Origin of the sequence: Nocardia sp. NPDC023852 (assembly GCF_040639505.1) — a bacterium.
In the GTDB taxonomy this organism is placed as follows: Bacteria; Actinomycetota; Actinomycetes; order Mycobacteriales; family Mycobacteriaceae; genus Nocardia.
The window spans coordinates 17,209-41,705 of record NZ_JBFAAB010000018.1 but is presented as its reverse complement, the minus strand read 5'-3'; the positions used below and the strand labels follow the sequence as shown (position 1 = coordinate 41,705).

The 24,497-nt window shown below is 65.5% G+C and carries 22 protein-coding genes and 2 pseudogenes; 13 read left to right on the top strand and 11 right to left on the bottom strand.

Going from position 1 to position 24,497, the window contains the following annotated elements:
* Positions 1-41 precede the first annotated feature (41 nt).
* Positions 42-1,652 (bottom strand): MFS transporter, encoded by a 1,611-nt coding sequence (locus AB0H00_RS22505; protein WP_357269256.1) that lies wholly within the window; start codon positions 1,650-1,652, stop codon positions 42-44.
* An 898-nt stretch (positions 1,653-2,550) separates the two neighbouring features.
* Here AB0H00_RS22505 and AB0H00_RS22500 point away from each other — a divergent pair.
* The 4 genes from AB0H00_RS22500 (at position 2,551) to AB0H00_RS22485 (ending at position 10,286) form a co-directional block, all read left to right on the top strand.
* Positions 2,551-6,084, top strand: a complete 3,534-nt coding sequence (locus AB0H00_RS22500; RefSeq protein ID WP_357269253.1) for a protein kinase — start codon at positions 2,551-2,553, stop codon at positions 6,082-6,084.
* 257 nt (positions 6,085-6,341) lie between these two features.
* Entirely contained in the window at positions 6,342-8,048 is a 1,707-nt protein-coding gene (locus AB0H00_RS22495) for a 1-acyl-sn-glycerol-3-phosphate acyltransferase (RefSeq protein WP_357269249.1), read from the top strand.
* Positions 8,045-8,794 (top strand): PIG-L family deacetylase, encoded by a 750-nt coding sequence (locus tag AB0H00_RS22490; protein ID WP_357269246.1) that lies wholly within the window; start codon positions 8,045-8,047, stop codon positions 8,792-8,794. Before AB0H00_RS22495 ends, AB0H00_RS22490 begins: the two co-directional genes overlap by 4 nt.
* Positions 8,775-10,286, top strand: coding sequence for a CocE/NonD family hydrolase (locus AB0H00_RS22485; RefSeq protein WP_357269244.1), 1,512 nt, complete (start codon positions 8,775-8,777; stop codon positions 10,284-10,286). Before AB0H00_RS22490 ends, AB0H00_RS22485 begins: the two co-directional genes overlap by 20 nt.
* Here AB0H00_RS22485 and AB0H00_RS22480 read toward each other — a convergent pair.
* Both AB0H00_RS22480 and AB0H00_RS22475 read right to left on the bottom strand, forming a co-directional pair.
* Positions 10,270-11,127: a hypothetical protein gene (locus AB0H00_RS22480; RefSeq protein WP_357269241.1), complete on the bottom strand. Its 858-nt coding sequence runs from the start codon at positions 11,125-11,127 to the stop codon at positions 10,270-10,272. The two genes, AB0H00_RS22485 and AB0H00_RS22480, sit on opposite strands and share 17 nt — an antisense overlap.
* A gap of 11 nt (positions 11,128-11,138) precedes the next feature.
* The gene (locus AB0H00_RS22475; protein WP_357269239.1) at positions 11,139-12,236 is read right to left on the bottom strand and encodes a glycosyltransferase family 4 protein; all 1,098 of its coding nucleotides are present in this window, start codon (positions 12,234-12,236) and stop codon (positions 11,139-11,141) included.
* 112 nt (positions 12,237-12,348) lie between these two features.
* On the opposite strand from AB0H00_RS22475, the gene AB0H00_RS22470 reads away from it, so the two are divergent.
* The gene (locus AB0H00_RS22470) at positions 12,349-13,239 is read left to right on the top strand and encodes an alpha/beta hydrolase (protein WP_357269236.1); all 891 of its coding nucleotides are present in this window, start codon (positions 12,349-12,351) and stop codon (positions 13,237-13,239) included.
* Between the two features lie 421 nt (positions 13,240-13,660).
* Here the strand turns inward: AB0H00_RS22470 and AB0H00_RS22465 are convergent, their stop codons facing one another.
* Positions 13,661-14,113: a helix-turn-helix domain-containing protein gene (locus AB0H00_RS22465; RefSeq protein ID WP_357269233.1), complete on the bottom strand. Its 453-nt coding sequence runs from the start codon at positions 14,111-14,113 to the stop codon at positions 13,661-13,663.
* 89 nt (positions 14,114-14,202) lie between these two features.
* Here AB0H00_RS22465 and AB0H00_RS22460 point away from each other — a divergent pair, with 89 nt between their 5' ends.
* From AB0H00_RS22460 to AB0H00_RS22450, 3 genes and pseudogenes are all read left to right on the top strand, one after another.
* On the top strand, positions 14,203-15,405 hold the full coding sequence (locus AB0H00_RS22460) for an MFS transporter (RefSeq protein WP_357269230.1): 1,203 nt from the start codon (positions 14,203-14,205) through the stop codon (positions 15,403-15,405).
* Positions 15,402-16,010 (top strand): annotated as a pseudogene (locus AB0H00_RS22455) (leucine zipper domain-containing protein); the annotation flags it as partial. The gene AB0H00_RS22460 and the pseudogene AB0H00_RS22455, both read left to right, overlap by 4 nt.
* Before the next feature lie 329 nt (positions 16,011-16,339).
* Positions 16,340-16,477 carry a hypothetical protein gene (locus tag AB0H00_RS22450; RefSeq protein ID WP_357269227.1) on the top strand — a complete coding sequence of 46 codons (138 nt, stop codon included), beginning with the start codon at positions 16,340-16,342 and terminating at the stop codon, positions 16,475-16,477.
* A 163-nt stretch (positions 16,478-16,640) separates the two neighbouring features.
* Here AB0H00_RS22450 and AB0H00_RS22445 read toward each other — a convergent pair whose 3' ends face one another.
* Positions 16,641-17,075, bottom strand: coding sequence for a VOC family protein (locus AB0H00_RS22445; RefSeq protein ID WP_357269224.1), 435 nt, complete (start codon positions 17,073-17,075; stop codon positions 16,641-16,643).
* Positions 17,076-17,125: 50 nt separating this feature from the next.
* Positions 17,126-17,623, bottom strand: a complete 498-nt coding sequence (locus AB0H00_RS22440; RefSeq protein WP_357269221.1) for a pyridoxamine 5'-phosphate oxidase family protein — start codon at positions 17,621-17,623, stop codon at positions 17,126-17,128.
* Between the two features lie 273 nt (positions 17,624-17,896).
* Here AB0H00_RS22440 and AB0H00_RS22435 point away from each other — a divergent pair, with 273 nt between their 5' ends.
* Entirely contained in the window at positions 17,897-18,232 is a 336-nt protein-coding gene (locus AB0H00_RS22435; protein ID WP_357269218.1) for a YnfA family protein, read from the top strand.
* Positions 18,233-18,521: 289 nt separating this feature from the next.
* On the top strand, positions 18,522-19,274 hold the full coding sequence (locus AB0H00_RS22430; protein WP_357269215.1) for a hypothetical protein: 753 nt from the start codon (positions 18,522-18,524) through the stop codon (positions 19,272-19,274).
* A 197-nt stretch (positions 19,275-19,471) separates the two neighbouring features.
* On the opposite strand, the gene AB0H00_RS22425 is transcribed toward AB0H00_RS22430, so the two are convergent.
* Positions 19,472-20,047 (bottom strand): TetR family transcriptional regulator, encoded by a 576-nt coding sequence (locus AB0H00_RS22425; RefSeq protein WP_357269212.1) that lies wholly within the window; start codon positions 20,045-20,047, stop codon positions 19,472-19,474.
* Positions 20,048-20,118: 71 nt separating this feature from the next.
* On the opposite strand from AB0H00_RS22425, the gene AB0H00_RS22420 reads away from it, so the two are divergent.
* Entirely contained in the window at positions 20,119-20,718 is a 600-nt protein-coding gene (locus tag AB0H00_RS22420; RefSeq protein WP_357269209.1) for a dihydrofolate reductase family protein, read from the top strand.
* A 197-nt stretch (positions 20,719-20,915) separates the two neighbouring features.
* Here AB0H00_RS22420 and AB0H00_RS22415 read toward each other — a convergent pair.
* The 3 genes and pseudogenes from AB0H00_RS22415 to AB0H00_RS22405 all read right to left on the bottom strand — a co-directional run.
* Positions 20,916-21,095, bottom strand: a pseudogene (locus tag AB0H00_RS22415) (helix-turn-helix domain-containing protein); the annotation flags it as partial.
* Between the two features lie 185 nt (positions 21,096-21,280).
* On the bottom strand, positions 21,281-21,811 hold the full coding sequence (locus AB0H00_RS22410; RefSeq protein WP_357269206.1) for a hypothetical protein: 531 nt from the start codon (positions 21,809-21,811) through the stop codon (positions 21,281-21,283).
* On the bottom strand, positions 21,808-22,377 hold the full coding sequence (locus AB0H00_RS22405) for a TetR/AcrR family transcriptional regulator (RefSeq protein ID WP_357269203.1): 570 nt from the start codon (positions 22,375-22,377) through the stop codon (positions 21,808-21,810). The genes AB0H00_RS22410 and AB0H00_RS22405 overlap by 4 nt, the downstream gene beginning before the upstream one ends.
* 520 nt (positions 22,378-22,897) lie before the next feature.
* On the opposite strand from AB0H00_RS22405, the gene AB0H00_RS22400 reads away from it, so the two are divergent.
* Positions 22,898-23,470 carry a TetR/AcrR family transcriptional regulator gene (locus AB0H00_RS22400; RefSeq protein WP_159928654.1) on the top strand — a complete coding sequence of 191 codons (573 nt, stop codon included), beginning with the start codon at positions 22,898-22,900 and terminating at the stop codon, positions 23,468-23,470.
* A 157-nt stretch (positions 23,471-23,627) separates the two neighbouring features.
* Here AB0H00_RS22400 and AB0H00_RS22395 read toward each other — a convergent pair whose 3' ends face one another.
* Positions 23,628-24,239, bottom strand: a complete 612-nt coding sequence (locus AB0H00_RS22395; protein ID WP_357269200.1) for a site-specific integrase — start codon at positions 24,237-24,239, stop codon at positions 23,628-23,630.
* 69 nt (positions 24,240-24,308) lie between these two features.
* On the opposite strand from AB0H00_RS22395, the gene AB0H00_RS22390 reads away from it, so the two are divergent.
* Positions 24,309-24,470, top strand: a complete 162-nt coding sequence (locus AB0H00_RS22390; RefSeq protein ID WP_357269197.1) for a hypothetical protein — start codon at positions 24,309-24,311, stop codon at positions 24,468-24,470.
* The last annotated feature ends 27 nt before the right edge of the window (positions 24,471-24,497 follow it).

Genomic DNA, 24,497 nt, shown 5'->3' with positions numbered 1-24,497 from the left:
GCCGACGCCGACGATAAGGATCGGCATGGGTCGCTCAGCCCCTAAGGCGCGAAAGACTTTCCGGTCCCAGGATCGGCAGTCTTCGCGATATCCATGTTCGTTGGTTCGGCCGGCCGATGGCGGATAAGCAACACGGTGGGTATCACGATGGCGGCAATTATGGTGGCGGTGACCAGGGTACTCAGGTGGCATGCGTCTGTGAAGGCCTGTCGAGCGCTGTCTGCGACGAGTGATACGAGTTCTGTTGGGAGACGGGCGGAATCGTGGTTGCCGCGCTGTGCCGCATCGACCACGGAGTCGATCGTCTGCTGCGGGAGATGGTGCCCGGATAGCCGCTCGCCGAGTCCGTCGCCGAATTTGGTGGTCAGGATCGTGCCGGTCACGCTGGCGCCGAGCACATTTCCGAGTTGGCGGAACATGTTGACCATCGCACTGGCCATCCCTGCCTGGGTCCTATGGACGCTGATGACTGCGGCTGCAGTAGAGGGGGCTACGAGCAGTCCGGTGCCGATGCCGACAATGATGAGACCCGGCCACAGCCGGAAAGAATCCGGCCCCGCCTCGATCGCGCGCAGCGCCGAAATCCCTGCGGCCATGACGATCAAGCCGACCGTCAACATGATCTTGAAGCCGATCCTGTGGGTGATCTTGCCCGCGAGGGCACTGACGAGGATGAACGGCACGAACATGGCTAGCGCGCGGACACCCGCACCGAGCGGGGTGATGCCCTGGACGTGCTGGCAGTAGAGGACCACGAGCAGGGATGTGCCGGTGAAGCCGAACATAGTGGTCGCGGCCACGGCCATGACCATGGTGAATGAACCCGATCGGAAGAGCTTGATGTCGATCATCGGATCGTGGTGCCCAGACTCGTACCAGGCGAAGATGACCAGCGAGACAGCGAAAATGGTGTAGCAACAAAGGATTTCAATCGAAAAGTAGCCGAGTGTCTTACCTTCGATAATGGCGAAGGCCAACGAGGCGACAGCGACCGTGCCCAGCATGAGGCCCACCGGGTCGAGCTTGCGGTCCGGTTGGCGACTCGCCGGTACGAAGAGAACGGCGCCCAGGAAGGCGATGACTCCGAGCGCCATATTGGTGACAAAGATCGAGTGCCAGGAATAGCGCTCCAGCAGCACGCCGGTCACGATCGGCCCGGCGGCCAAGCCTAGGCCCGAGCTACCCGCCCAGATGCTGACGGCCTCGGTACGCTCGCGTGGGTCGGCGAATGAGTGCGCCAGCACGGCCAGGCTGCTGGGCAAGATGGCCGCACCGCCGATACCGACGATCGCCTGGCCAACAATCAGCCATGCTGTGTCATTCGCAGCGAAGGCGACGACGCTCCCGCCGGTGAAGAGCACGGCGCCGACCATGAAGACGACGCTGCGGCCCACGATATCGGCCAGTGTGCCGGCCGCCAGGATCAGGCTTGCGACGACGAGACTGTAAGTACTTGTGATCCAAACAGTTTCAGTCGGTGACGCGTGCAGCTCGTCCTGAATCCGGGCTAGGCCGGTGATCGTCGAGGACACGTTGACGAAGGCCGTCATCGAGCCCACGCAGAGCACCGCCAGTGTGAACCAGCGTCTGACGTTCTGGCCCGATCGCGGCTCCTGCCTTCGTTCGACAAGAATCTCGATTTCTTCAACCACGGGTGTTCCTTTGCTCGAACTTCGGAGGAACGAAGTCGGGTGTCGACGTTAGCACAGCTAGCTATAATTGAAGATAGTCAGAGTGGTTGAATCGCGTGTGATCATGACGGCTAAGTCCGCATCGCACAGTCCACGCAGGACGCGACTGCCAGATCCGAGTACGCGTCAGCCTGTTTCTTCCTGGTGGGCGTTTCCCTCGTCGCCCGGCTCGTTGTGGGCCTCGCAATGTCGAGGGAATTCTAGCTATGGTCTAGCATAGTCAGCTGTGTAGTTCTGCGCCGCCTGCGCCAAGTCGCCGCTCGACGTCATCCGCGTCACCCGATCACCGGTCGCCCGTCCACCGCGTGCAGCTTCGATGTCCCGCCGAGGTGATGAGTGCATTGACCCCTGCCAACGAAACCACTTGGCCCTACACCGCAACTCCGGCGCCACCTCCAGCGACGAATTCCGGGGCGTGGCGCGGATCAAACTACCGCTCCAGAGGAGTTGCCTTCCTTCCGTTTCCCTGACGTATTCACATCTGTATCCGGCCGGGACCCGTGCCGACAGAAGGGACGGAGTCTGCAGGCGCCACGCCGTCCCGCCTGTGGAGTTGGGCGTTCTCGGGACCGGTCCCGTGAGTACCGCCCTTAAAGTGACTGGCTGTCAGGATGTTCGGGCGGAAGAGGGTCGAAAATGAAGTGCCGGGTGCAAATTCCTCTCCCTGCCGATCTCCATGCCGAGTTCGGCCAACTCAGTGCCGGAGGCACCTGCGGGAACGATTTTCGTGAAGGCTGCGTGAGGATGGGATCGGTGAACCCGTGGGGAACACGCTCAACCACAATCTGATCCAGGTGCTGGTGATGGACGCGACCCTGCTTCCGCAGGACTTGTACCTGCTGGGCGAGGAGGTGTGCGGATGAACGACGCCGAGCAGGGACGGCTCTGGCAGCCTGGGAATATCATCGACGGCCGGTACGAGGTGATCCGACTGGCCGGCCGGGGTGGAATGGGGTGGGTCTACCAGGTCAAGCACCTCGAGTGGGGGATCGATCTGGCGGTGAAACAGCCTCGTCCGGACGTCGTGCTCACCTCCAGAGCTCACGAGCAGTTCGTGGAGGAAGCCGAAAAGTGGGTTTCGCTGGGGCTGCACCCGAACCTGTGCTGCTGCCATTACGTCCGTCAGCTCGGTGGGCTGCCCATGGTGTTCGCCGAATACGTTCCCGGCGGCAGCCTGCGTAACTGGATCACCGACGGGCGTCTCTACGAGGGCCCGGCAGACGATGTGCTTCGCCGGGTCCTGGACGTGGCGATCCAGTTCGCATGGGGACTCGAGCACGCGCACCAGAGGAGCATGGTGCACCAGGACGTGAAACCCGACAACGTTCTCCTCGACACGCGTGATGGCAACATCAGCGTGAAAGTCACCGACTTCGGCCTCGCCCGCGCTCGCCCTGGGATTCCCTTGACAACGTCGGAGCCCGGCGCAGACGGCGAGGTGGCCGGCATTCAGGTGAGCCGGGCAGGTTTGACCCTTGCGTACGCCTCACCGGAACAAACGCGAGGCGCGGCCTCGAGCCGGCACACCGATGTCTACAGCTACGCGGTGTCGGTGTTGGAGATGTTCACCGGCAACCGCCTCTGGCAGAGAGGCGACAAGGCAGGGCAGGCCCTGAGCGCATATCTCGCGGGGGGCACCGCAAAGCCGGGAACGCCGCCGATGCCAGCCGCCTTGGCCGCACTGCTCCAGCGCTGCCTGCATGAGAAGCCGGAGGACCCGCGGCCGAAATCGATGGCCGGTATTGCCGCGGAAATCGCGGCCATCTACAAGTCAGCGGTGCACTCCGCATACCCCAGGACAATGCCGCGTGCGGCCGGCCTCCGCGCCGATGAACTCAATAACCGGGCGCTGTCGCTGCTCGACCTGGGGCAGATCGCCGAGGCCGAGGAGACCTTCGCAGCAGCGCAGGAGGCTGACCCTCGGCACCTGGAAGCCACCTACAACGACGGCCTGCGCCAGTGGCGATCCGGCGTCATCACCGACGATGTGCTGATCAGCAAGCTCGAGGCCGCGCGCACCGCCTCCGGAGACTCCTGGCTGGCCCGATACCTGCTGGCCGAGGTGCACTTGGAGCGCGGCGACCTCGCCGCGGCACACGAGCTGCTCCGCACCGTCGAGCACATCGCGCCGAAACAGCCCAACGTTGCGAGCGCCCTGCGAACGGTTCGGTCGGGTCGGCTAACCGACGCCCGCTGCGTCAAGACCCGCACGATGAGCTGGTGGCCCGAGTACGAAAGGTGGGTGACCGAAGCCGATGGCCGCAAGGCGAAATACGCACCGAAGACCAAAATCCGGTTCACCGCGGACGGGCAGCGGGCACTGGTCGCTTCCATGAAACATGTAGGGCTATGGGACATTCACAGTGGACAGTGTCTGTTTCGACGGGACGAGCCGCATTATTACAAGAAGATCGACGTCAGTGCCGACGGGCGGTTCGCCCTGTGCGGCCTCGACACCGAGGTACAGATGTGGGACCTGACCCATGGCCGCGAACTGTGGCGAGTGGGGATGCGCGAAGACGCCCCCTCTGGAACACGACATATCGGAATGCGGGAATCAGCGTCAGCCCCGGTCGCGGCCGTGCGGCTTAGTGCGGACGCCCGCATCGCGGCTACGCAGTCGGGCGGCGGCAGTGTGATGATCTGGGACGCGCGCACCGGCAGATTGCGCCTGCGGCTCGGTCGGCCGGGCAAGCTGTATGGACTGTCCCCGGACGGGCGGTTCGCGCTGATCAGACACGACGACGACACGATGCAACTGTGGGACACCAGTACCGGTGTCCGCCGGTGGGAGCTTCACGGGGTAAACGGGGCCGTGCCCGCATCCATCAGCGCGGACAGCCGGACCGTGGCGATAGCCCGCTCTTGCGAGACGAGAGCGCGCACCTGGGAGAACATCGGAATCTGGGATCTCACCACCGGCCGGGAGATACGCACCCTGACCGGCCACACCCGTCGGGTGACGTCGCTGTCCTGGCACGGCGACAGCCGTTTGCTGCTCTCCGGCGGACATGACGGCACCGCCCGCCTCTGGGAGCTGGACAGCGGTCGCTGCCTGCGGACCTACTCGTCCACCACAAGTTGGGAGCAGGAGGTGCTCCTGGAGCCGGACTCCGGCCACGCGGTCGCCGCCGATGAGGACATGGTGCGCTGGTGGACCCTGCCCAGCCGCCACACCGCACCGCCGCAGTTGAGCCGCCCGCGCCGGCATGAGGAGCTGACCAAGCTGGACGCCGACGTGACCGCGCTTGTCGACGCCGCCGAAGAGGCGATTGAGGCAGGCCGGTACAGCGATGCGCATGAGCTGCTCACCCGGGCACGGGACACCCGCGGCTACGAACGCGCCCCGCACGTGCTGTCCGCCTGGCGAGCGCTGGCCGGCGTCTTTCCACGTGCCGGAGTGCGGGCAAGCTGGCAGGTGGGTGAGTTCCCCGGGCTCTCGATATCGCCCTGCGCGGTCGACCTGTCGCCGGACGGTGCGCGCGTCGTATCCGGCGGTAGAACCCTGCGGGTATACGACACCCGCACGGGACACTGCCTGCGGGAGTGGGACACCAGCACGGGACTCTCCAAACGGGAAATCGACAACCGCCCGTACCCGCTGACCGCCGTCCGGCTCAGCCCTGATCAGCAGCGAGTACTGTCCGCCACACAGAACGGCGAGATCTGCCTGTGGTCGATCGATACCGGCGACTGCCTGATGAAGATCACCAACCAGCACCCCCGCGGTGGCGCCCAGCCGGCGTACTTCAGCGCGGACGGGCGCTGGGCGCTCACCGGGGACAGTGACAATGCCATTCACCTCTGGGATCTGGACAACGGCCGATGCACGCGCACGGTCCCCGGCCATGGCCGCAACGGCTTCATCGTCACCGACGTGTGGCTGAGTCCGGACGGTCGCCGCGCGGTGTCTGGCGGAACGGACCGCACGGTGCGGGTCTGGGACATGGACACCGGTGAGTGCATGCACATCCTGGCCGACCACACGGACTGGGTCAGGTCTGTGTCGTTAAGCCCCGATGGGGGCTTCGTGCTGTCCAGCGGTAGCGATCGAACTATCCGGCTCTGGGACCTCGTCTCCGGCGCGTGCGTGCATGTCCAGCGGGATCTGACGGGCGACGCCCAGACGGTCCGGTACGTGTGCGATGGTCGCTTCGTAATGGCCGTGACGCCCGGTAGACCGACGAGCGTGATCCAGGTCTGGGATCCACGCACCGGACGGTTCCTCCATACCCTCGACACACGGCAGCCCGGAATCTGGGCAAGCGCTTTCACCCCGGACGGTCGGTTCGCTCTCACCGCCGGCGAAGGCACACCATTGCGGCTCTGGGAGCTCGACTGGGTGCTCGACTTGCCGTCAACGACGCCGCAGAATTCCGGACCCGATCTCTGACCGCCGTGGCCGCGTTTGCCGCTACGCCGCTAACGTTGCCGCGGATCAACTCGTCTGGCTCGTCGTTCAGTCGGGTGTCTCGGCAGAGTCGGCCGGCTCGGAGTCGTTGGCCGGCGCGGCCCACTCGATGTCGTCGTTGGTCGCGGCCCAGCTGGCCAGCAGATTCAGGGCGTCCTGCGAGGGTGACGCGGGCTCGGCGGTGTAGGTGAGGAGGAACTGGCTGGGGCCGTCGCCGAGTGGGAAGGTTTCGAAGGGAGGTGCTCACCGACGCCGGACGGGGGCTGCGGGCTGGGCCTATCGCCGCAGCGCTGGGGCCGAGATCGATCCGGGGAAGGACCACACCCGCGCCGACGATGGATATCGCCGCAGAAGTGCCGGGTCTCGCCGCCTACGCCCGTACCACGGTCCGCCTGCACCCCCGGCAGGGGCAGCCCAGCGCATCGGACAGCCATATCGGCGGCCCACAGTGGTGGCCGGCAGACGAGCTGTGGCCCACCTGCCCCGATCTGCATATGGAGTACCTCGTTTCCCTCGCACAGTTGTGGCGGCACGACTTCCCCGAAATCGACTTCCCCGACGACACCGATGTGCTGCAAGTGCTGTGGTACCCGTTCGAGCACAACCAGGACGATGTGTACGACGGACCGAGCGTGAAACTGGTGTGGCGGCAGACCGAACCCGATGTCACACTCCTGGATTCGGTTCCTGCACCTCGACAGGCCGAGGACTTCTGGATGCCGCAGCCATGTTCGCTGCACCCTGAGCGGGCCCACGAGTACCCCTTTTACGACGTGCTTCCAACGGAGCTACGGGAACGCCTGGACCGGTGGAAGCTCTCTCCTGCTGCGACCGCTCACCCCGACAAGGACTTGTATAGCTGCTATCAGTACCTGCTGCCGGTGGCTCCCGGTTGCAAGGTCGGCAGGATCGAGGTTGACAGGCGCGCGACGCCGCTGCCGAGGACGGGGGTTCCGGCAGAAACGGCGCGAGGCAGCCGTCCGTTCATTCCGTTCCGGAAGCAAGGTACCGAGCGATGCCGTTCGAGCACCGAACGGCTATGTACCCGGGTAGCGCCTATTCCCGACTGTTCGAATCATCGTTTCGATAGAGGCAGCGGCGGGCCCGCAACCGCTCGTCTCGCGCAAGACCGCCGAGGAAATCGGCTACTCCCTCGCCAAACATACGGCGAAGATTTCGGGACCGACACACTAGATTGTCACGGTATGGGTGATGTCCTCTATCCCGCAGTAGTTCTCGCTGTCAGGGTAGCGTCTCGCGCGCTGGGGCTGCGGATCCAAATCCGTGGCGACGTGAACATCCCCGCGACGGGCGGCGCGGTGATCGTCGCCAATCATGTGTCCTATCTCGACCCGTTCGCAGTCGCCTTGGGCGCATCCGGGCGCAGCGTGCGGTTCCTGGCGCTCCAGGAGTTGTTCGACCACCGGGTGTACGGGCCGATGATGCGCGGCCTCCGGCAGATTCCGGTCCGGCCTGAGAGGGGAGGCGCGGCGTATTACGCAGCCTCGGACGCATTGAAGTCCGGCGAGGTCGTTGGTGTGTTCGCTGAGGCCACTATTGCCCAGTCGTTCACCGTCCAGCGGCTGCGGACTGGCGCGGGGCGGCTGGCGGGCGCGGCTGGCGTGCCGTTGATCCCTGTGGCGGTGTGGGGAACGCACCGGTTGTGGACCAAGGGCCGCCGCGAGCTGGTCCAGCCGGGGTTGCCCATCACCGTCCTCATCGGCGAACCACTGCGCCCGACGCTCCACGACGACCCCGAGGAGGTCACCGAGCAGCTGCGCGTGGCTATGCAGGCACTGCTGGACTGCGCACAACGCGAGTACCCGTGCTCTGGCACCGAGAAGTGGTGGCAGCCTGAGCATCTCGGTGGCACCGCACCCGGCCCAGAGGAGGCCGCGGCGCGGGACGCCGGTGAGAACGCCGCGCGCCGCGGGCAGGTCTCATGAGTTCGACGTGCGTGTTCCTGCATGCCCATCCGGACGACGAGTCCTTGTTGACTGCGGGCACGATGGCGCGCCTGGCCGCCGAGGGCCGTCGGGTCGTCCTTGTGGTCGCCACAGACGGTGAAGCGGGACTCACGGATTCGCCTGCCGGGACCGAACTCGGCGCGCGACGGCGGCGGGAAACGATGGACTCGGCGGCCGCCCTCGGCTGCGCTCGGGTGGAGTTCCTCGGCTACGGGGATTCCGGATCGGATGGTGCCGTATCGGACTCGTTCTCCGCTACTCCAGTCGAGCAGGCGGCGGAGCGGATCGCCGCACTGCTGGTCGAGGAGCGCGCCGAGCTGGTCACGTCCTACGACCCGGCGGGGGGCTATGGGCATCCCGACCATGTTCATCTGCATCACGTGGGTTCGCTCGCGGCGCGGATCGCGGGTACACCGGTACTGCTGGAAGCGACCGTCGACCGCGACATGCTGCTGCGGGCGATCCGGATCGCCGCCCTGTTTCGCCTGACACCGACCGGGCTGACGCCGGACCGGCTCGCCAGCAGCTACTCGCCGGGCAGCGCGATCACTCACCGGGTGAACGTCCGCGGCTACGCAGCAGGTAAGCGGGCGAGCATGGCCGCGCACGCCAGTCAGGCAGCTGGCGGTGACGGAGTGCGCACGTTGGCCGCTCTGCTGCGGTTGCCGCAGCCGGTGTTCCGATGGGTACTCGGCACCGAATGGTTTGTGCGACGCGATGTTTAACTTTCGTATCGAACGCGATCTGTCCATCCCCATGGCTGACGGCACCCTCTTGCTCGCCGATCTCTACCTGCCCGCCAACAGCCCAGCACAGGCGACAATCCTGGTTCGGTCGCCGATGGGCCGCCGCCCGATGGGCATCCTTTACGGCTGCTACTTCGCTCGACACGGCTTCCAGGTCGTCGTGCAGGACGGAAGATCCTGCGACGAGGTGTTGCCTTTGAGTACCGAGCGGGAGGACGGCCTTGCCACGGTGGCGTGGCTGCGTGCACAACCCTGGTTCCATGGGCCCCTCGCGTTGCACGGAATGAGCGCGATGGGGTTCGCACACTGGGCTATTACGGCCGACGTGACCGAATTACGCGCGATGTCAGTGCATGTGGCGGCATCGTCGATCGCCGACACGATCTTTACCGGCGGGTCGACCGCGCTGGAGTCGGTGCTCATCTGGTGCTCCAACCACAGCTTCACCACCGCATTGTTGGCGCCCAGGCGGGCGCGCCGGGCCATTGCGTCCGGTCGGCCTGCGGCCGAACTCGACGTGGCGACCGGAGGTAGAACGGTGCCGTTCTACCAAGCCGTCATCGCCGACGAAGGGCCGGGCAGCCCGCTGCGAGCAGGATTGGATCACAGCCATGTGCCTCGATCCAGCGTCGCGGCATCGGTGCATCTGGTCGGCGGATGGTACGACATCTTCCTACCCGGTCTGATTCGCGACTTTCTTGCGCTGCGGGCGGCAGGCGGCAATCCATATCTGACGGTCGGACCGTGGGGGCACTATCACCCACAGCTGTTTCTCACCGCGAACCGCGAAGCACGGCAATGGTTCCAGGCGCATCTGTGCGGTGACCGCGCGGGTTTGCGGGAGCTTCCTATCCGGCTGTTCGTCACGGGTGCGCGGCAATGGCGGGACTACGCCAACTGGCCCCCACCCGGAACTTGCTCGGTCCCATGGTTCTTGCACACGGGCGGGCGACTGGCCCGAAGTGGTCCCGACGAGTCTGGCAGTGAACGCTATTGCTACGACCCCGCCGACCCAACCCCGGCGCCGCGAGGGCCGGTGATCGTCGGCCATTCTCGCCCCCAGGACTGCCGCCAGATCGAGACTCGCCCAGACCTGCTGACCTACACCAGCGAACCGCTGAGCGACCCGGTGGAGGTGATCGGCACCGCGACTGCCCGGCTGTATTTCCACAGCAGCCCGCCAACGGGCGCAGATTTCGTGGTGCGGCTGTGCGATGTGCATCCCGACGGTCGCTCGTACAACATCTGTGAGGGCGTGCGCCGGGTCGGTCACGAGACAATGGGCAGGACCGAGGTCGAATTGTGGCCGACAGCCCACCAATTCGCTGCAGGCCATCGACTCCGAGTGCACGTCTGTAGTGCCGCGGTGCCCCGCTTTGCTCGCCACCGCGAGGTCGTGGAGCAGGAGGTTTTCCACGACCCGCACAGACCGAGCGGGGTGGTGCTGCCGATCGTCACCACCACGTCTTGAACGTCTCGAACGCTACCGCCTCGTTATGGCCGGAGCGATTCACCGTGTGATGCAACGCTCCCACGAACGCACCGGGGGACTCGAGTGGCGTGCCGCTCACAGGTACCACGAGCCGCGACACTCGCCGCCGGGCGAGATGCGCGGAGATCCACACATCATCCTGCCATCGCACCTCGTCGGGCCAACCTTCGAAATCATGCACAACCTCGTCCAGCGATCCGGGCGGAATCAGATATCCCCACATGCCCATCAACACGTCGACCGGGACGTGCTCGAGCACCGCCGTCCCGCAGACATGCCCGAGATATCTTGGGTCACAACCGAACCGTACATATTGCCCACGCAATCCCAACGCTGCGGTCGGAACCTGGTGATGGGCGGCGAGCAGGTCCTCGAGGAACGTCTCAGGGTAGATCGCGTCGTCGTCGACGACCACCAGCACCGCGTTCGGCTCCGCCCGCAGCGCGGGCAGCAACTTCGTCGCCGGACCTTGGTCCTCGCACCGCACAATGTCCACCCCCGCGGGCAGCGACGGCGGGTCGGGGTAGGCAACCCCCGACCGGAGCGAATGCCGCGGCCAGGCCAGCAGCAGCCGATCGGCAGGGACGGTCTGGTCCAGAAGGCTGCGCAGGACCGGGCGCAGGTGCCTGCGTCGTTGCGGCACCGTCGACAGTGTCACGACGACGCGTCCGGCACGCGCGGGCACCATCCGTGGAGCCGGGTCGCACCGCAGGAGCCGGGCCGCCCGGGTGACGTCGCGAGTCAGGCCGGCAACGGTGGCGTTGCCGAACCGCTCGCGCAGATGATCAACGTTGCTCAAAGAGATCCGGGCAATATGCATGGGCGAAATCATCAGGCGGCCTTCCCCGCCGCCGTCGCGCGGGACATGCATGCTCGACGTTCCGCCTCGTCATAGCAATGGCGAAGCCGATTCAGCACGACCGGCCAACTGTGTTCCGACGGTGCCACCGTGCGATTGTGTGCGGCCACCCGGTGGTGTAGCTGCATGTCGCGCCCGAGCTGCACCAAGGCCGTCACCAGCTCGGCTGCCGTGTCGCCCAACAAACCCTCACGGCCGTGCTCGACGAAATCGGCCACCCCTGTGCCGGATCGGGCGACCACTGGCAGCCCCGCGGTGCGCGCTTCCAATGTGGCCAGACCGAACGCTTCGCGACTGGTCACGTTCAGGTAGACATCCGCGGTGGCCAAGATGTCACGGATGGCGTGCTGTTCCTGTACCCCGACCAACTGCACCCACCCGGTCATGCCATGTCGATGCAGGTACCGCCGCATCGCGTCCGTCCGTGGGCCGGCGCCCACAACGGTGGCCCGCACTGCGACCTCGCCATCGAGCCGTTGCTGTGCCATCCGAAGGACTTTCAGCAGAATCAACGGTTGCCGACGGGTCACCAACCGTCCGACAGAGACAACATGTAGTTCTCCCGATATGCGAGAGATGTTCTGCTGCAATGCCGGTGAGACGCCATTGGGAACAACGACCGCCGCGGTCCCGGGCAACGCGCGGGCGACCTGGTCGGCGACCACTGTGCTCACCGCCGTCAGCACGAACCGACGTCGCCAGTCACCGGCACTTCCGATCAGGCGATAACACGCCCGCACCGGCGCGTCCCACATACTGTGCACCGTCATCACGGTCGGAATCCGGAGCAGCCCTAACTGTCTCACGGAGCGCAGCGCGAACGGTGAATAGACGCTCAGATGCACATGCGCCACCTGCGGTCGAAGGCGCAGCAGCAACGAACGCAGGTGTCCAGCACGGGTGATGCGATGCACCCTGTACGGCAGAGTCATATCGTCAACGGCCCCGCTCGTCACAGTGATCACACGGACTTCCTCGCCCGCAGCTGTTTGGGCGCGCGCCAACCGTTCGATCTGAACCTCGATGCCGCCGACGCGGGGGGCGAAGACATCAGTAAGGTGCACGATCACGCGTCAACCCCCTCGACTGGATCCCACGCACCACCGTGCGCTGATCAAGAATTATAGCGAGGATAAATTACAATGGTCCTGCTTATGCATCACTGAGGCAAAGGTGGGGGGCGTGAACGAAACTCGGGTGCTCGCCGACGATGGCACCGGACTGCATGTCGAGCTCGACGGCGATCGCGACGCCAGGCGAGTCATCATCTTGGTGAGCGGGATCAACACTGCACTTGTCTACTGGAGTCGGCAGCGCAAGACACTCGCGGATCTGGGCACGATTGTCCTGTTCGACCATCGCGGTCACGGCCGCTCAGACGAATCCCCAGTCGACTGCGCTACCGTCGACCAACTCGGCCTCGACATCGCCGCGATCATCGACTCCGTCGCGCCCGATCGACCGGTGGTCCTGGTCGCGCATTCGTTGGGAGGTATGGCGGTATGCGCCTTGGCTGCGCATCGACCCGAACTGTTCGGCACTCGCATCGTGGGCGTCGCATTGTTGGACACCGTCCCCTCCCGATGGGGCGAAATCGCGTTGCGGCTGCCCGGTTTCGCGACCCGCGTATTGGTCCGAGCGCTCTGGTGGGTGGTACCTCCGCTGCGCCGGCTGCTCACCGATACCAGCGAGCGACGACACTCGACACACGGCTCGGGCAGCCAGGTGGGCACCGGTCCGCGTACACGGATCGCGCACATCGACCGCGCGCGCCGACTCGTCACATCCTTGCGAACCATGAGTCTGCTGGCATTGATCGCCGACACCGCCCTGTGCGACCACAGCGCAGGGTTGGCCACGCTCGGGACCACTCCGGTGTTAGTGGTTGCGGGCGATGATGATCGATTCATCCCTCTTCGGCACAAAACCCGTGCTGCCGCGAGCATTTCGGGTGCACAGCTCGTAATCATTCCCGGCGCAGGGCATCTGAGTTCGATCAAGAAGCCCGAAGAGGTCGACCGGCACCTGCGTGCGTTCATCACGAGCCTGGATCTCGCAGAGTGTCGCGGATGAAGACCGCCTGTTTCGTCCTTGGTCCGGAGAAGGGATGACCTCGACTCCACACGCCGGACCCACCGCCACCTCAGCCACGGTGCTCGAATAATGGCAGTCGCAGTCCTCTGGAGACTCTGCTGTGCAGTGGCGATCCCGCCTCGTGGAGCAAATGGCACGCATCAACTGTCCGGGCGTGTCGTATACGCATTTGCCGTAAGCAATGAGGTCTGGCCACAAGTCGAGGGGGAGTGATGTGGACTTGCCGTAGTCGTAATCGTCTAGCTATCCCACGTTCCGATGCCGTGAGAATGATGCGTGTTGCTCAGCATGCAGCCCTTATCTGCGCTCCCTTCAAGCGCACGAAACCCTAGGTGTTGCGGGACAGTACGTCGTTGACGGATGCGCATCCAGACACATCACACGCAAGCGGCTTCCGTGGTCATCGATTCCTCTGCACGGATGTCGTTTCGGGGTTCACGGGCCTGCCAGTTGAGCTTTTTGGCTGTAGCTCGGGGATCGGGAGACCGTATTCGTCGACGAGGACGGAGCGCTCCTCGGTCGGCATGAATGTGTGCCGCTCACCCCACTGACGCAAGGCAACGACGACGGTGAACAAATCCCGCCCGGCGGGAGTGAGTGTGTAGATGTGCCGCCTGCCTGACGGGGCGGGTTTCCGTTCGATGATGCCGCGTTGGACCAGTCTCCGGAGTCGGTCCGTGAGGATGTTGCGCGCGATTCCAGTGGCCTGCTGGAAGTCCCCGAATGCCCGTGCACCATCCATGGCATCGCGAACGATCAGCAGGCTCCAGCGGTCGCCGACCATGTCGAGCGTGCGTGCGACAGGGCAGGTTGGATCGGTCCAATCAGTGCCGGCAGTAGTCGGCTGGGTCATCACGCCCTCCATAACAGTTGCTAATTGAAACCATTGTGACGTACCGTCTGAATGGTTGCAAAATGCTACTGATTGGAACCTCGGTGTTTATGTCTCTCGGTCGACGCCTACTATTCGCCACGATCTGCGCGGTTTCCGTCGCGACCATCTATTCAGCCCAGCCCATCCTCACTCAGATCGGCAACGATCTGGGTGTATCAGGTGGTGGTCTGGGGTGGATCGTCACGGCAGGGCAGCTCGGCTACTTGGTGGGGTTGGTCTTTCTCGTTCCGTTGGGTGACATGATCGACCGGCGCAAGCTCATCGCCGGGCACCTGCTGCTTACTGCCGTTGGCGTCGTGATTGCGGCAACTGCCGCTCGCACGTGGGTGATGCTCGCCGGAGTAGCAATCGCCGGCCTGTTTGCGGTCGTCGTGCAGACAACGGTCGCGTACGCAGCGGCCGTATCGGCACCGCAGGAGCGCGGACGCACTCTGGGCCTGGTGACCTCCGGCGTCGTCGTTGGCATTCTCGGTGCGCGGGTCGTGGCTGGCGCTCTGGCCACGGCCTGGGGTTGGCGCAGCGTTTACGCCGCGTTGGCCGTCCTTCTCATTGTGCTGGCATTTCTCGTCCTGATGCTCGTGCCAGTCGACGCGCACGCCGGCCGGGCCGAGTATCGGCAGGTGCTGAAGACGTCGTGCAAGTTGTTTCGTGAACGACTTTTCATCTCGCGCGGACTGATCGCCTTCTTCTTGTTCGCCTCCTTCGGCGCACTCTGGAGCGGCCTGGCGCTGCCACTCGAGGCATCGCCGTGGCATCTCAGCACCGCTCAGATCGGCTTGTTCGGAATCGCCGGGCTGGCGGGCGCGCTGGGCGCAGGCCGAGCCGGACATTGGGCAGATGACGGTTGCGCGAGCGCGGTTACAGGGGCGGCGCTCGCGCTCCTGGCTGCCTCATGGCTGGCAACGGCACAAGCATCTTGGTCACTGTGGCTGCTCATCGTTGGCGTGATCGTGCTCGATTTCGCCGTGCAGGCTGTGCATGTCAGCAACCAGCATCTACTCACCGCATCCCACTCGGGCCGTACCAGCAGCGTCATCGGCAGCTACATGCTGTTCTACTCCGTGGGCTCGGCGCTCGGCGCAGTCACCACTACCGCCGTGTACTCCGTCGCCGGATGGACCGGGTCCAGCATTCTCGGTGCTGCGTTCGCGATCAGTGCGTTGGCGGTTTGGGCAACCAGCCGCCGTGTGGCACAACCCGGCGTGACTTCCGCCGAGTTGGCCCGTGTCGCAGGAAGCGAACTCCCGTGACTCACGCCGATGCGCCCTTGACTGTGGAAGGCCGTCGACGCTTGGTCGACCGTTGCAAGACTCGCCCGATCGCCCACGTCGCCGCGGAAATGGGAGTCTCCCGCGCGGGCGCGTCCAAATGGGTGAACCGGTGGCGTAAGCACGGCGATATCGGGCTGCTCGACCGGCCGTCGACACCGCACGGGCAGCCGACGGCGACCAGCGCCGAGGTAGTGCACCGAATCCAGGCGATGCGCCGGGAGCACAAGTGGTCGGCATCACGGATCACCTTCGAACTGAACGGAACCGGCGTCACCATCAGTCGTCGCACCCGTTTGCTGGCGCAACTCGGCCTGAACCGGCGCCGGTTCATCGACCCCGATGGCGTGTCGAACCGCGAACCTCGGGTAATCGTGGCTAAGCGGCCCGGGCACATGGTTCACGTGGACGTGAAGAAGGTCGGGTGCATCCCGGACGGCGGCGGATGGCGCGCCCACGGCCGTGACTCCGATCAAGCCCGCGCAGCCGCACGAACCAGGAACAACATAAAAGGCGCCGCCGCGACCGGGCGACGCGGCTACGTGTACCTGCACTCCGCGTTCGACGGGCACACCCGGATGGCCTACATGAACCCTTACCCGCGCTAAGCCAACACGTCACCAACGTCGTGGCCTCATACACCTAGGGGCGTTGCATCCCTGGAGTTTCGAACGCGTATTCAGTTACGTCGTCGAGGCGGTGGCGTAGCCGCCGACGGCAGCGGCCACCGCGGTGGCCACGAACGGTGCGAGGGCCATGGTGATCGTCAGGGTTGCGGACAGCAGGCCGGTGAGGTGGCCGTAGTGGGCGCTGCCCCAGCGGTCGGTGACGGCGATCGCTTCCGGTTCCCAGCGGATTCCGAAACCAGGCGATCACTCTTTCGGCCCAGACGATCCCGCGGGGGAGTACGGCATCGGTGGGTAAGTGGAAGCAGGCGTTCCTGGAGGCAGGGGCCAAGGCGTTGGACGAGATCCCCAGCAGGCCGGCCGGAGCGCATGGCACGCCGGAACAGTGGCGGTTGCGGATGGAGCCGCACCAGGCGCTCGGCGATTGAACACCCAGTACGACCTATACCGATCGTGACCAAGAGAAAACCCCTCGATATGCGGCGAGTTCGCGCATGGTGAATGGCCGACATCATCTCTGCCAGTTGATTTTCGGGGTGGTTCGAGTCACTGTCGGCGCTTGCTCGGGAGCCTTGCGGCGAGGAGCGTCGTTCAGTGGAGTTCCTCGACAAGCCCGATGATGATGCTGTCGGGGCCGCGGACGTAGCAGTACCGGTAGATGTCTTCGTAGTGGGCTACCGTGCCCACGGGTTCGGCGCCATGGGCGCGCAGGCGGTCGAGCACGTCCTCGACGTCGTCGACGACGAATGTCAGGCGAGGGATGCCCGGGGTGTTCACCGGCGCTTTCGGCGCAGTGCTGGTGGTCGCTGGCGAGTGGAACGTCGAGAGCTCGACCCGGCCATGGCCGTCCGGAGTCCGTACGACGGCGATGTCTGCTCGCACGCCGTCCAGTCCGAGGAGATCGTCGGCCCATTGACCACCGACTGTTGCTTCGCCTTCCAGTTCCAGGCCCAGTTCGACGAAGAACGCGATAGCAGCCGCGAGATCCTCGACCACAATGCCGGCGTGATCCATCCGGATCGTCATGATGTTCTCCTTAGGTTCTTTACGGCCCATTCTGGCCGGGATTGATCGGTTCAGGCGCGCTGACGCTCGGCCCGCTGCTGGATCAGCTCCTCGACCGCGGTGGGGAGGGTGGTTTCGAAGTCGATGAGTTTGACCCACGTCGGGGTGATGACGATCCGGACCATGCCGTCGTAGAGCGAGCGGACCTCGACCTCCCACTCGACGCGCTGCTCGGGGGTCATTTCGTAGCTGCCGTTCATCTGTAGGTACTCCTCCGGGATGCCGTCCACCACGTTTAGCTCCGCCCGGCCGCGGATGAGCAGGATCTTCGGCGGATGTACCTCGGTGTCGATCGTCAGCGCGACCTCGGGGTGGTGGCGCAGGGAGGGAAGCTTCGGGGCATTCTTCGTGGTGCAGACGACGATCTGTGAGCCGTTCCAGGTGAAGGCGATGGGGATGTTGCGGGGTGTGCCGTCCTTGGCGACGTAGGCCATGCGCAGCAGGTCGCGAGCCAGGAGCTCCTGGCTGATCGGGAGGTTGAGGATCGCGGTGATCTCGTTCGGTTGCATGATGGTCGCTCCTTCGTCGGTGTCGTCGAGGCCCGTTCGGAGGCTCGTACCCCTGGGACGGAGCTGCCCGAGCGTTTTCGACATCCACGGCGCATGAATTTCCAGATTTTCCCGGACCCGGGCGTCGCGGCGCGTCGAGTCGCGTCACCGCACACAATTCCGGTTCGCTCAGCGACTCCGAGGGCAAATGAGGAGCTGAGCGACGGTAGTCCGAGCGTCCCCCGCGTGTCTGCCCTGCAGCCCGAACCGGCCAAAATCGTAGGCTCGATGGTCATGACCGTGTTGCGTTCAATCCTGCTGTTTGTCCTTGCCGCTATCGCCGAGATCGGCGGGGCCTGGTTGGTGTGGCAAGGGGTGCGCGAGCACCGCGGCTGGGCGTGGATCGGCGCGGGCGTCATCGCGCTGGGGCTTTACGGATTCGTCGCCACCCTGCAACCCGATGCCCACTTCGGGCGCACCCTCGCCGCCTACGGCGGCGTCTTCGTCGCTGGCTCGCTGGCCTGGGGTATGGCCCTGGGCGGATTCCGGCCCGACCGCTGGGACCTCACCGGCGCCCTGGTCTGCCTACTCGGCGTCGCGGTCATCATGTATGCCCCACGCACCGCCTGACCAACACCAGCGAGGGTGTTGGGTTCGGTGCGAGACCCATCGCTGCGGTCATCGTTCCAGTAGCTACCCGCTGATGGCTTGGGGGTAGCGCGAGGTCTCTGCTGTACGCCTCGTCGGGAACGCAGTCGACGAGGAGAGGGCATCATGTCTGTCGCAAGCTCGCGCGCAACATCATCCGGCGGCGGCTCACAGCCGGCCGAGGGCGTGTACTACATTCCGCCAGGCATGACCCCACCCACCGCCGAAGATGTCGAAGCCGGAAGGCAGGCCCACGCCGAGCTTACCCAACTTGGGTCCCGGACTGGCGGGCTCGCGTATTCAACTGTTGTGGGTTGTCGACGGTTTCGAACCGGTCAGTGATCGGCACCGCTCCGCTGCCATCAGCGGACATGGTCTCGCGATCGCGGAACACCGAGAGATCCAGCTGATGACCCACGAGGAGTACATCGGCGCACTGCGGGAGCAGGCGGCAAGGTTCGTGCACATCAGCGCGTCCGATGTGCCTGTACCGCGCTGCCCGGAACGGACAACGCTCGACCTGCTCCTGTCGATCCTCGGGCAGCGGAGTCGGAATCACGGTGGCCTGCGCAGTGTTCAGCTGTCGTGGTGCACAATCCTCCTCATGGCACGGTCTCTGCCCGAGGGCGAATCGCTTCTGCTGCGTACCGACTTCACCGACGACGCGGCGTGGGCCCAGACCCTCGCGGCGGTCATCGCGTCCTACGACGAAGACACAATGACGGGGCTGACGCCCATCGACGATGCGGCCTTCGACGGGCTGACACCCGATGAACTGGTAGAGCTGGTCGACGGCCAGACCTACGTGTTCCTCGCCGACGCCACCACGATGACCGACTCCAAGCACCCGATCCTGGCGGTCGACACCAGCGACGAGGACGGCCCCAGCGGCTACCCGGTGTTCCGGATCGCGCCGAGCGCGATAGCCGAGGTCGAGGTCAACTTCCTCCTCTCCAACATGGACTTCGGCGACTTCGCTGATAACGTCGACGATGACGGGGTATTCTGCGGCTTCAACCGGTAAGCACGGACACCACTCTCGATAGCGCCCTGACCACCAAATCTGGCTTGGAGACGGGGTAGCCGACCGGCGGCGAAAGACTGGTGAGATCTCCTATTCAACTGTCGCGGGTTGTCGACGGTTGCCAACCGGCGGATGACCGGAACATGGGGGCGGTGACGGTAGCGGCTCCAAGTGGTCGCGTGACCGCTGGTTAGACCCTACGTGGCCGGAAGCGCGCGCTCCACGAGCGTTCGCACCAGTTCCGCAGCCCGCTGTTCGTCGAAAATGCCCGGGAGGGTGAGCCGGTCGAGGATGAGCCAGTTCAGCGCGAGATAGAGCATCACGACGGCGTCCTCGTCGCCGGGCATCTCCGACTCGCGATAGTTGCTGATATTGAAGTCCAGATCCGCGCGCACCCGTTCGGTGAGCAGGGCCTGGAGTTCAGGGCGGCGGGTGGCCTCCAGTCGCAGTTCGAGGATCGCGAGATAGCCGGTGCGGAAATGGGAGACCCGCTCGACCACCTCTGTCATGAGTTCGGTCATGGTCTCGCGGGTCTGTGGTCCGCGCGATTTCGCCATGGCATCGTCGCTGGGGATCAACCGCTCGTAATAGCGATTCCCGACTTGGACGAGCAGTGCGTCCCGGTTGGGGAAGTAGTTGGAGGAGGTTCCGGCGGGCACTCCCGCCTCCTGATCGACCGCTCGGAAGGTGAGTCCGCGGGCACCTTCGCGGGCCAGGACCTCGATCGATGCGTCCAGCAGGGCTCGTCGCCGTTCTGGATTCGTACGTGCCACTTGACATCACTCCATCTGTAGTACTATGTTTCAACCAGTTCATACAGAGTACTACATTCAAGGCGGTAAAGATGCGCAAGCTTGTCTACTACGCGGCGGTCTCCCTCGACGGCTGCATCGCCGGTCCGCAGGGTGAATACGACTTCTACCCGACGTGTGAGGACATGATGGCGTGGATCAACGAGCGCTACCCGGAGTCCGTGCCCACCCACATCCGCAGTCTGATCGGCATGCCGAAGGACACCCCGAACAAGAAGTGGGACACCGTCGTCATGGGTCGCGGCACCTACGAACCCGGCCTCGCCGCCGGCACCGACAGCCCCTACAACCACATGAAGCAATACGTCTTCTCCAGCACCCTCGCACCCGTGGACAACCCACAGGTGGAGGTCGTCGACACCGATCCGGTCGAGCTGGTCCGGGATCTGAAAAAGCAGGAGGGCCTGGATATCTGGCTCTGCGGCGGCGGCAATCTGGCCGGTCGACTCCTCGGCGAGGTCGACCAGCTGATCATCAAGAGCTACCCCGTGATCGCAGGCGACGGTGTGCCGGTCTTCACCGGGAACTTCCAGCCCACGCAGCTCACGGTCACCGCGCGTCAGGAGTTCAGCAGCGGTGCGCAGGTCACCTGGTTCGACCGCGCCCCGCGATCCACCGAGGTCGCGGCGTAAACGATTTCACGAAACGCTCGAAAGGCAGTAACCCTATGCGAAAGCAGCACAATACCTTTCCCACCCAGAGCAACCAGCAGCGTTTCCTCGCTCGCCCCGTGCCTCCACACGTCATCACCAACACCAAGAGCGCGTGGCCCCGGCACGGCAGGAACAGGGCCCGGTAATGGGGTAGCCACGAGCCGGGCATGTGCGCCGGTCCGCAAGTAGCTGTAGATGGTTTCGCGGCCGACGCCGAACTCCTTGGCCAGCGCCGCTTTCGACTCCCCGCCGGCCGCCCGGGCGCGTAGCTGGGCGGCCTGCTCGGGAGTGAGCGCGGGCTTGCGGCCGGTATAGCCGCCGCGGGCCTTCGCCGCCGCAATGCCCTCCCGAACCCGAGGTGTCAGGTCGCGTACCCCAAATACCCAAATGCGCACCCTCGGCTGTTCCGCGGACGAAGCCCTCCCACCTCTTGCTCTCCATGTCGACCGCGATCGCGTTCCCGCCGGCTTTCCAGCGCGGCCAGAAACTCTCCGTGCGTTGGATGTGGCAGTCGAGATCGCAGACTGACGTGGAAGTTGGGTCACCGGGAGGCCACTTCTGGAAGTAGGTGAGCCAGTAGGAGCTTGACGAGCAGCAGCGGGGCAAACCAGCCGAGTTCGGACGGAAGGGTGACCAGGCTGGTGGTCAAGGTCAGGGCGAACGCGGTGATGGCGAAGGCGGCCGGCCGCCGCACCGGTGCCGGGGCGACAGTCACCAGTACGGCTCCGACCAGGGCTGAACCGTGGATCGCGGCGGCGGCGGTCCAGGCGACCCCGGGCACCGTCCAGGCCAGCAGGTAGGGCTGGATGTGCAGGGCGACGAAGGTCAGGTGGTGCCTGGCGGTGCGCCCCGGTCTGTGGTACCACCGCTTTGCCGCGTCGGTGGCGTTGACGACCGCCCCGCCGAACAGGTCGAAGGCCACCACCGCCACGACGGCCACAGACAGCGCAGGCAGGTGTGCGTCCAGCGCGAGCGACAGGGCGAGCCCGGCGCCGACGAGGGCGGCACCGAACCCGGCCAGGACTTCCTGCCGGGTCGCGCCGGGGGCGATGGCACGGTCGACGAGATTCACGCGCGGATCCCCTCGACGGTCAGCTCGACGATCGGTGCCGCCAGTTCGGTGAGGGGCATCCGATCGTCGGCCAGCCACTGCAGCAGGCAGCCCTCGATCGCGGCGACGATCAGCGTGGCGTGGTGTTCGCTGACGTCGGGCCGCAACTCGCCCTCGGCCCACGCCTGGCGCAGCAACTCCGAGATCGCCTCTCGGTACTGGCGGTAGACCGCGGCCATGTCCAGCGATGGCGCCGACGCCCACACATCCAGCAAGACGCGGGCATGATCGCGGTGCGCGGCGAGCATGTCGACCACCCCACCCACCAGTCGCGCCAGACGCTCCAGCGCCGGCCCTTCTCCCACCGTCGCCAGCACAGCGTCCGAGCGGGCCCGGTAGCTTTCGAACACGCCCGCCAGCAGGGCATCGCGGCTGTCGAAGTAGAGGTAGACGCTGCCCTTGGCGATGCCTGCCTCGGCCGCGACATCCTCCACGCGCGAGGCGGCGAACCCCTTGCACGCGAACACTCGCACCGCAGCGCCCAGGATCTCCTCCCGCCGCTGAACCCGGTCAACTGCCTTCACCATACATTGACAATGACTGACCAGTCAGTCATTGTCAATGCGACATCGCTGCGACCGGCAAACTCCCTGGTCCCTCGCCGTCCGCGCGGACAAGATGCGCGAATTCGAGGCGATGGAGATACCGGACTCCGAGAACGCTCGGTGGCGACAGGTCCTGCGGCGCGAGACGCGCGCCGGCGCGTGGATCAACAATCGTTCCAATCCCTGGCAAGTCCTGGCCATCTCCAAACCTCACCGAAGAAGAGCGGGCCAGACCGGATGGGCGAACGCGAGTGAACCCCTCGATGACACCCCGTTGAGCGGACCTCCAGCAGATGGGATGCAGTATCGGAGTGCAGGGGCCTGCCGTTTGAAAGCGGTGCTGGCGGCTGGTCGTGACTTATCAGTCGTGTGGACACCAGGGCCCTGGAGGAGAGAGGCCACCCATCCCGGTCGTATCTCAATCGTGTGGAACGTGGAAACCCCGCCGGAGTCCGCTAGATCTAGTAACACTAGATTATCAAGCGATGCTATAGTAGGCCCTATGACGCCCCAGACGCGACGAGAACGGGAACGCGCCGAACGGCACCGGCTGATCATCGACACCGCTCGGGAGCTGGCCGAGTCGCAGGGCTGGGACGCGGTGACGGTGCGCAGGCTGGCGGAACGGATCGAATACAGCCAGCCCGTGCTGTATTCGCACTTCGCGGGCAAGGACGAGATCGTCACGGCGGTCGCCGAGGAAGGCATCGCGGAGATGGCCGCGTGGAGCCGCGCGGCGTTGGAGTCCGCGGGCGGCGAGCCGCGCGCAGCCTTAGCGGCGGTGGCGCGGTCCTACCTCGACTTCGCGACCGCGCGGCCCGCGCTCTACGACGCTATGTTCCTGATGAAGGTGAACCTCGCGTTCGGCGAGAATGCCTCGCAGCCGCTGCGGGACGCGTTCGCCGTCATGTTCGCCGCCTTCTCACCGTTCGCGGGCGAGCACGATCCGGAGACCTTCACCGAGGTCGGCTGGAGCGCCCTGCACGGCCTGGCGACCCTGGACCGCGGTGGACGTCTGCGGCCGGCTCAGCGGGACGCCCGCCTGGCGGTGTTGGTCGACCAGTGGACCCGGTAGACCTCTGCCGAGTCCATGGTTCCCGCGCCGATGCGGCCGCTGGTCTCCCACATGGGGCGCGGACACTGTCGCGATCGCCACCAGCGCTGCCCCGTGCTGGGCTCCACCCGCGAACACCAGGTCACCGCCACGGTCGATTGACCCTGATCGGCCACTACTACGAACGGCTCGCCGACAACGCCGTCGAGGTCGGACGCCAAACCATCTTCCTGTCCGGCGAAACCGCCGGCCGTTGGGCCCCACCCCACACCCCGGCCCCGAACAACCGGAACACGACGGGGCCTGAACGGATCTCGCGGTCTACCGCGGAAACTCGCACCGGGCCGTCGGCGTCGCTGTCGGCCTGATAGCGCCGTAGCCCGTCGTCGGACACCCTCGCGTACTTCGCGAGGCTGCTCACCGAGGTATGCCCCGACAGCTTCATCAGCACCGGGGTGGACGCGCCGTCCTCCGCGGCGTGCATGAGCCGGGAATGATGCAGCTGATGCAGCGTGTAGGGGCCTCCGGTGTAGCCGGCGGTGTGGGCCTCGAACAGCTCGGCCGCCCGCCGGTACGACAACCGCGCACGCCCTGTCCCCGGGTCGATGCCGTTGGTGGCCACCGACGGGCGGGCCTTGCGGTCGGTCAGGAACAGTGGACCGGATTTGCGGCCGGCCAGCATCCGCGGCAGCAACCGCGTGGTGACAGACTGCCACGCGACGACCTCCCGCACGCCGCCCTCACGGGTCGCGCACCCGTTCGCCGTATCGAGATCGGGCACATCCAGCATCGAGTACGGTGGATGCTTTTGCTTGACACACCGAAGGTTTCGGCAATCTGGACGACAGTGTAGCGGCGCTTGCCGCGTTCGTCGGTCGTGCATCTGGCGCGCCTCGCGCGCCTGCAACTCGGTCAATGCCGCCGGGCGCCCGCGGGCGCGGCCGCGGGCGCGGGCGGATTCGAGTCCTTCCAGGGTGCCCTCGCTGATGAGGTCGTCCACAGCAGCGATGACGTGGAATAGGAACCGCCCGCCGGGGGGTGGTGTCGA

Bases quoted from the DNA above. Each gene is read 5' to 3' on its own strand.
- AB0H00_RS22465 (WP_357269233.1), bottom strand. From the start codon at position 14,113: ATGACCCAGCCGACTACTGCCGGCACTGATTGGACCGATCCAACCTGC.
- AB0H00_RS22445 (WP_357269224.1), bottom strand. From the start codon at position 17,075: ATGACGATCCGGATGGATCACGCCGGCATTGTGGTCGAGGATCTCGCG.
- AB0H00_RS22395 (WP_357269200.1), bottom strand. From the start codon at position 24,239: ATGCTGGATGTGCCCGATCTCGATACGGCGAACGGGTGCGCGACCCGT.
- AB0H00_RS22420 (WP_357269209.1), top strand. From the start codon at position 20,119: ATGCGCAAGCTTGTCTACTACGCGGCGGTCTCCCTCGACGGCTGCATC.
- AB0H00_RS22490 (WP_357269246.1), top strand. From the start codon at position 8,045: ATGAGTTCGACGTGCGTGTTCCTGCATGCCCATCCGGACGACGAGTCC.
- AB0H00_RS22400 (WP_159928654.1), top strand. From the start codon at position 22,898: ATGACGCCCCAGACGCGACGAGAACGGGAACGCGCCGAACGGCACCGG.
- AB0H00_RS22500 (WP_357269253.1), top strand. From the start codon at position 2,551: ATGAACGACGCCGAGCAGGGACGGCTCTGGCAGCCTGGGAATATCATC.
- AB0H00_RS22435 (WP_357269218.1), top strand. From the start codon at position 17,897: ATGACCGTGTTGCGTTCAATCCTGCTGTTTGTCCTTGCCGCTATCGCC.
- AB0H00_RS22480 (WP_357269241.1), bottom strand. From the start codon at position 11,127: ATGCATATTGCCCGGATCTCTTTGAGCAACGTTGATCATCTGCGCGAG.
- AB0H00_RS22440 (WP_357269221.1), bottom strand. From the start codon at position 17,623: ATGCAACCGAACGAGATCACCGCGATCCTCAACCTCCCGATCAGCCAG.
- AB0H00_RS22405 (WP_357269203.1), bottom strand. From the start codon at position 22,377: ATGGTGAAGGCAGTTGACCGGGTTCAGCGGCGGGAGGAGATCCTGGGC.
- AB0H00_RS22460 (WP_357269230.1), top strand. From the start codon at position 14,203: ATGTCTCTCGGTCGACGCCTACTATTCGCCACGATCTGCGCGGTTTCC.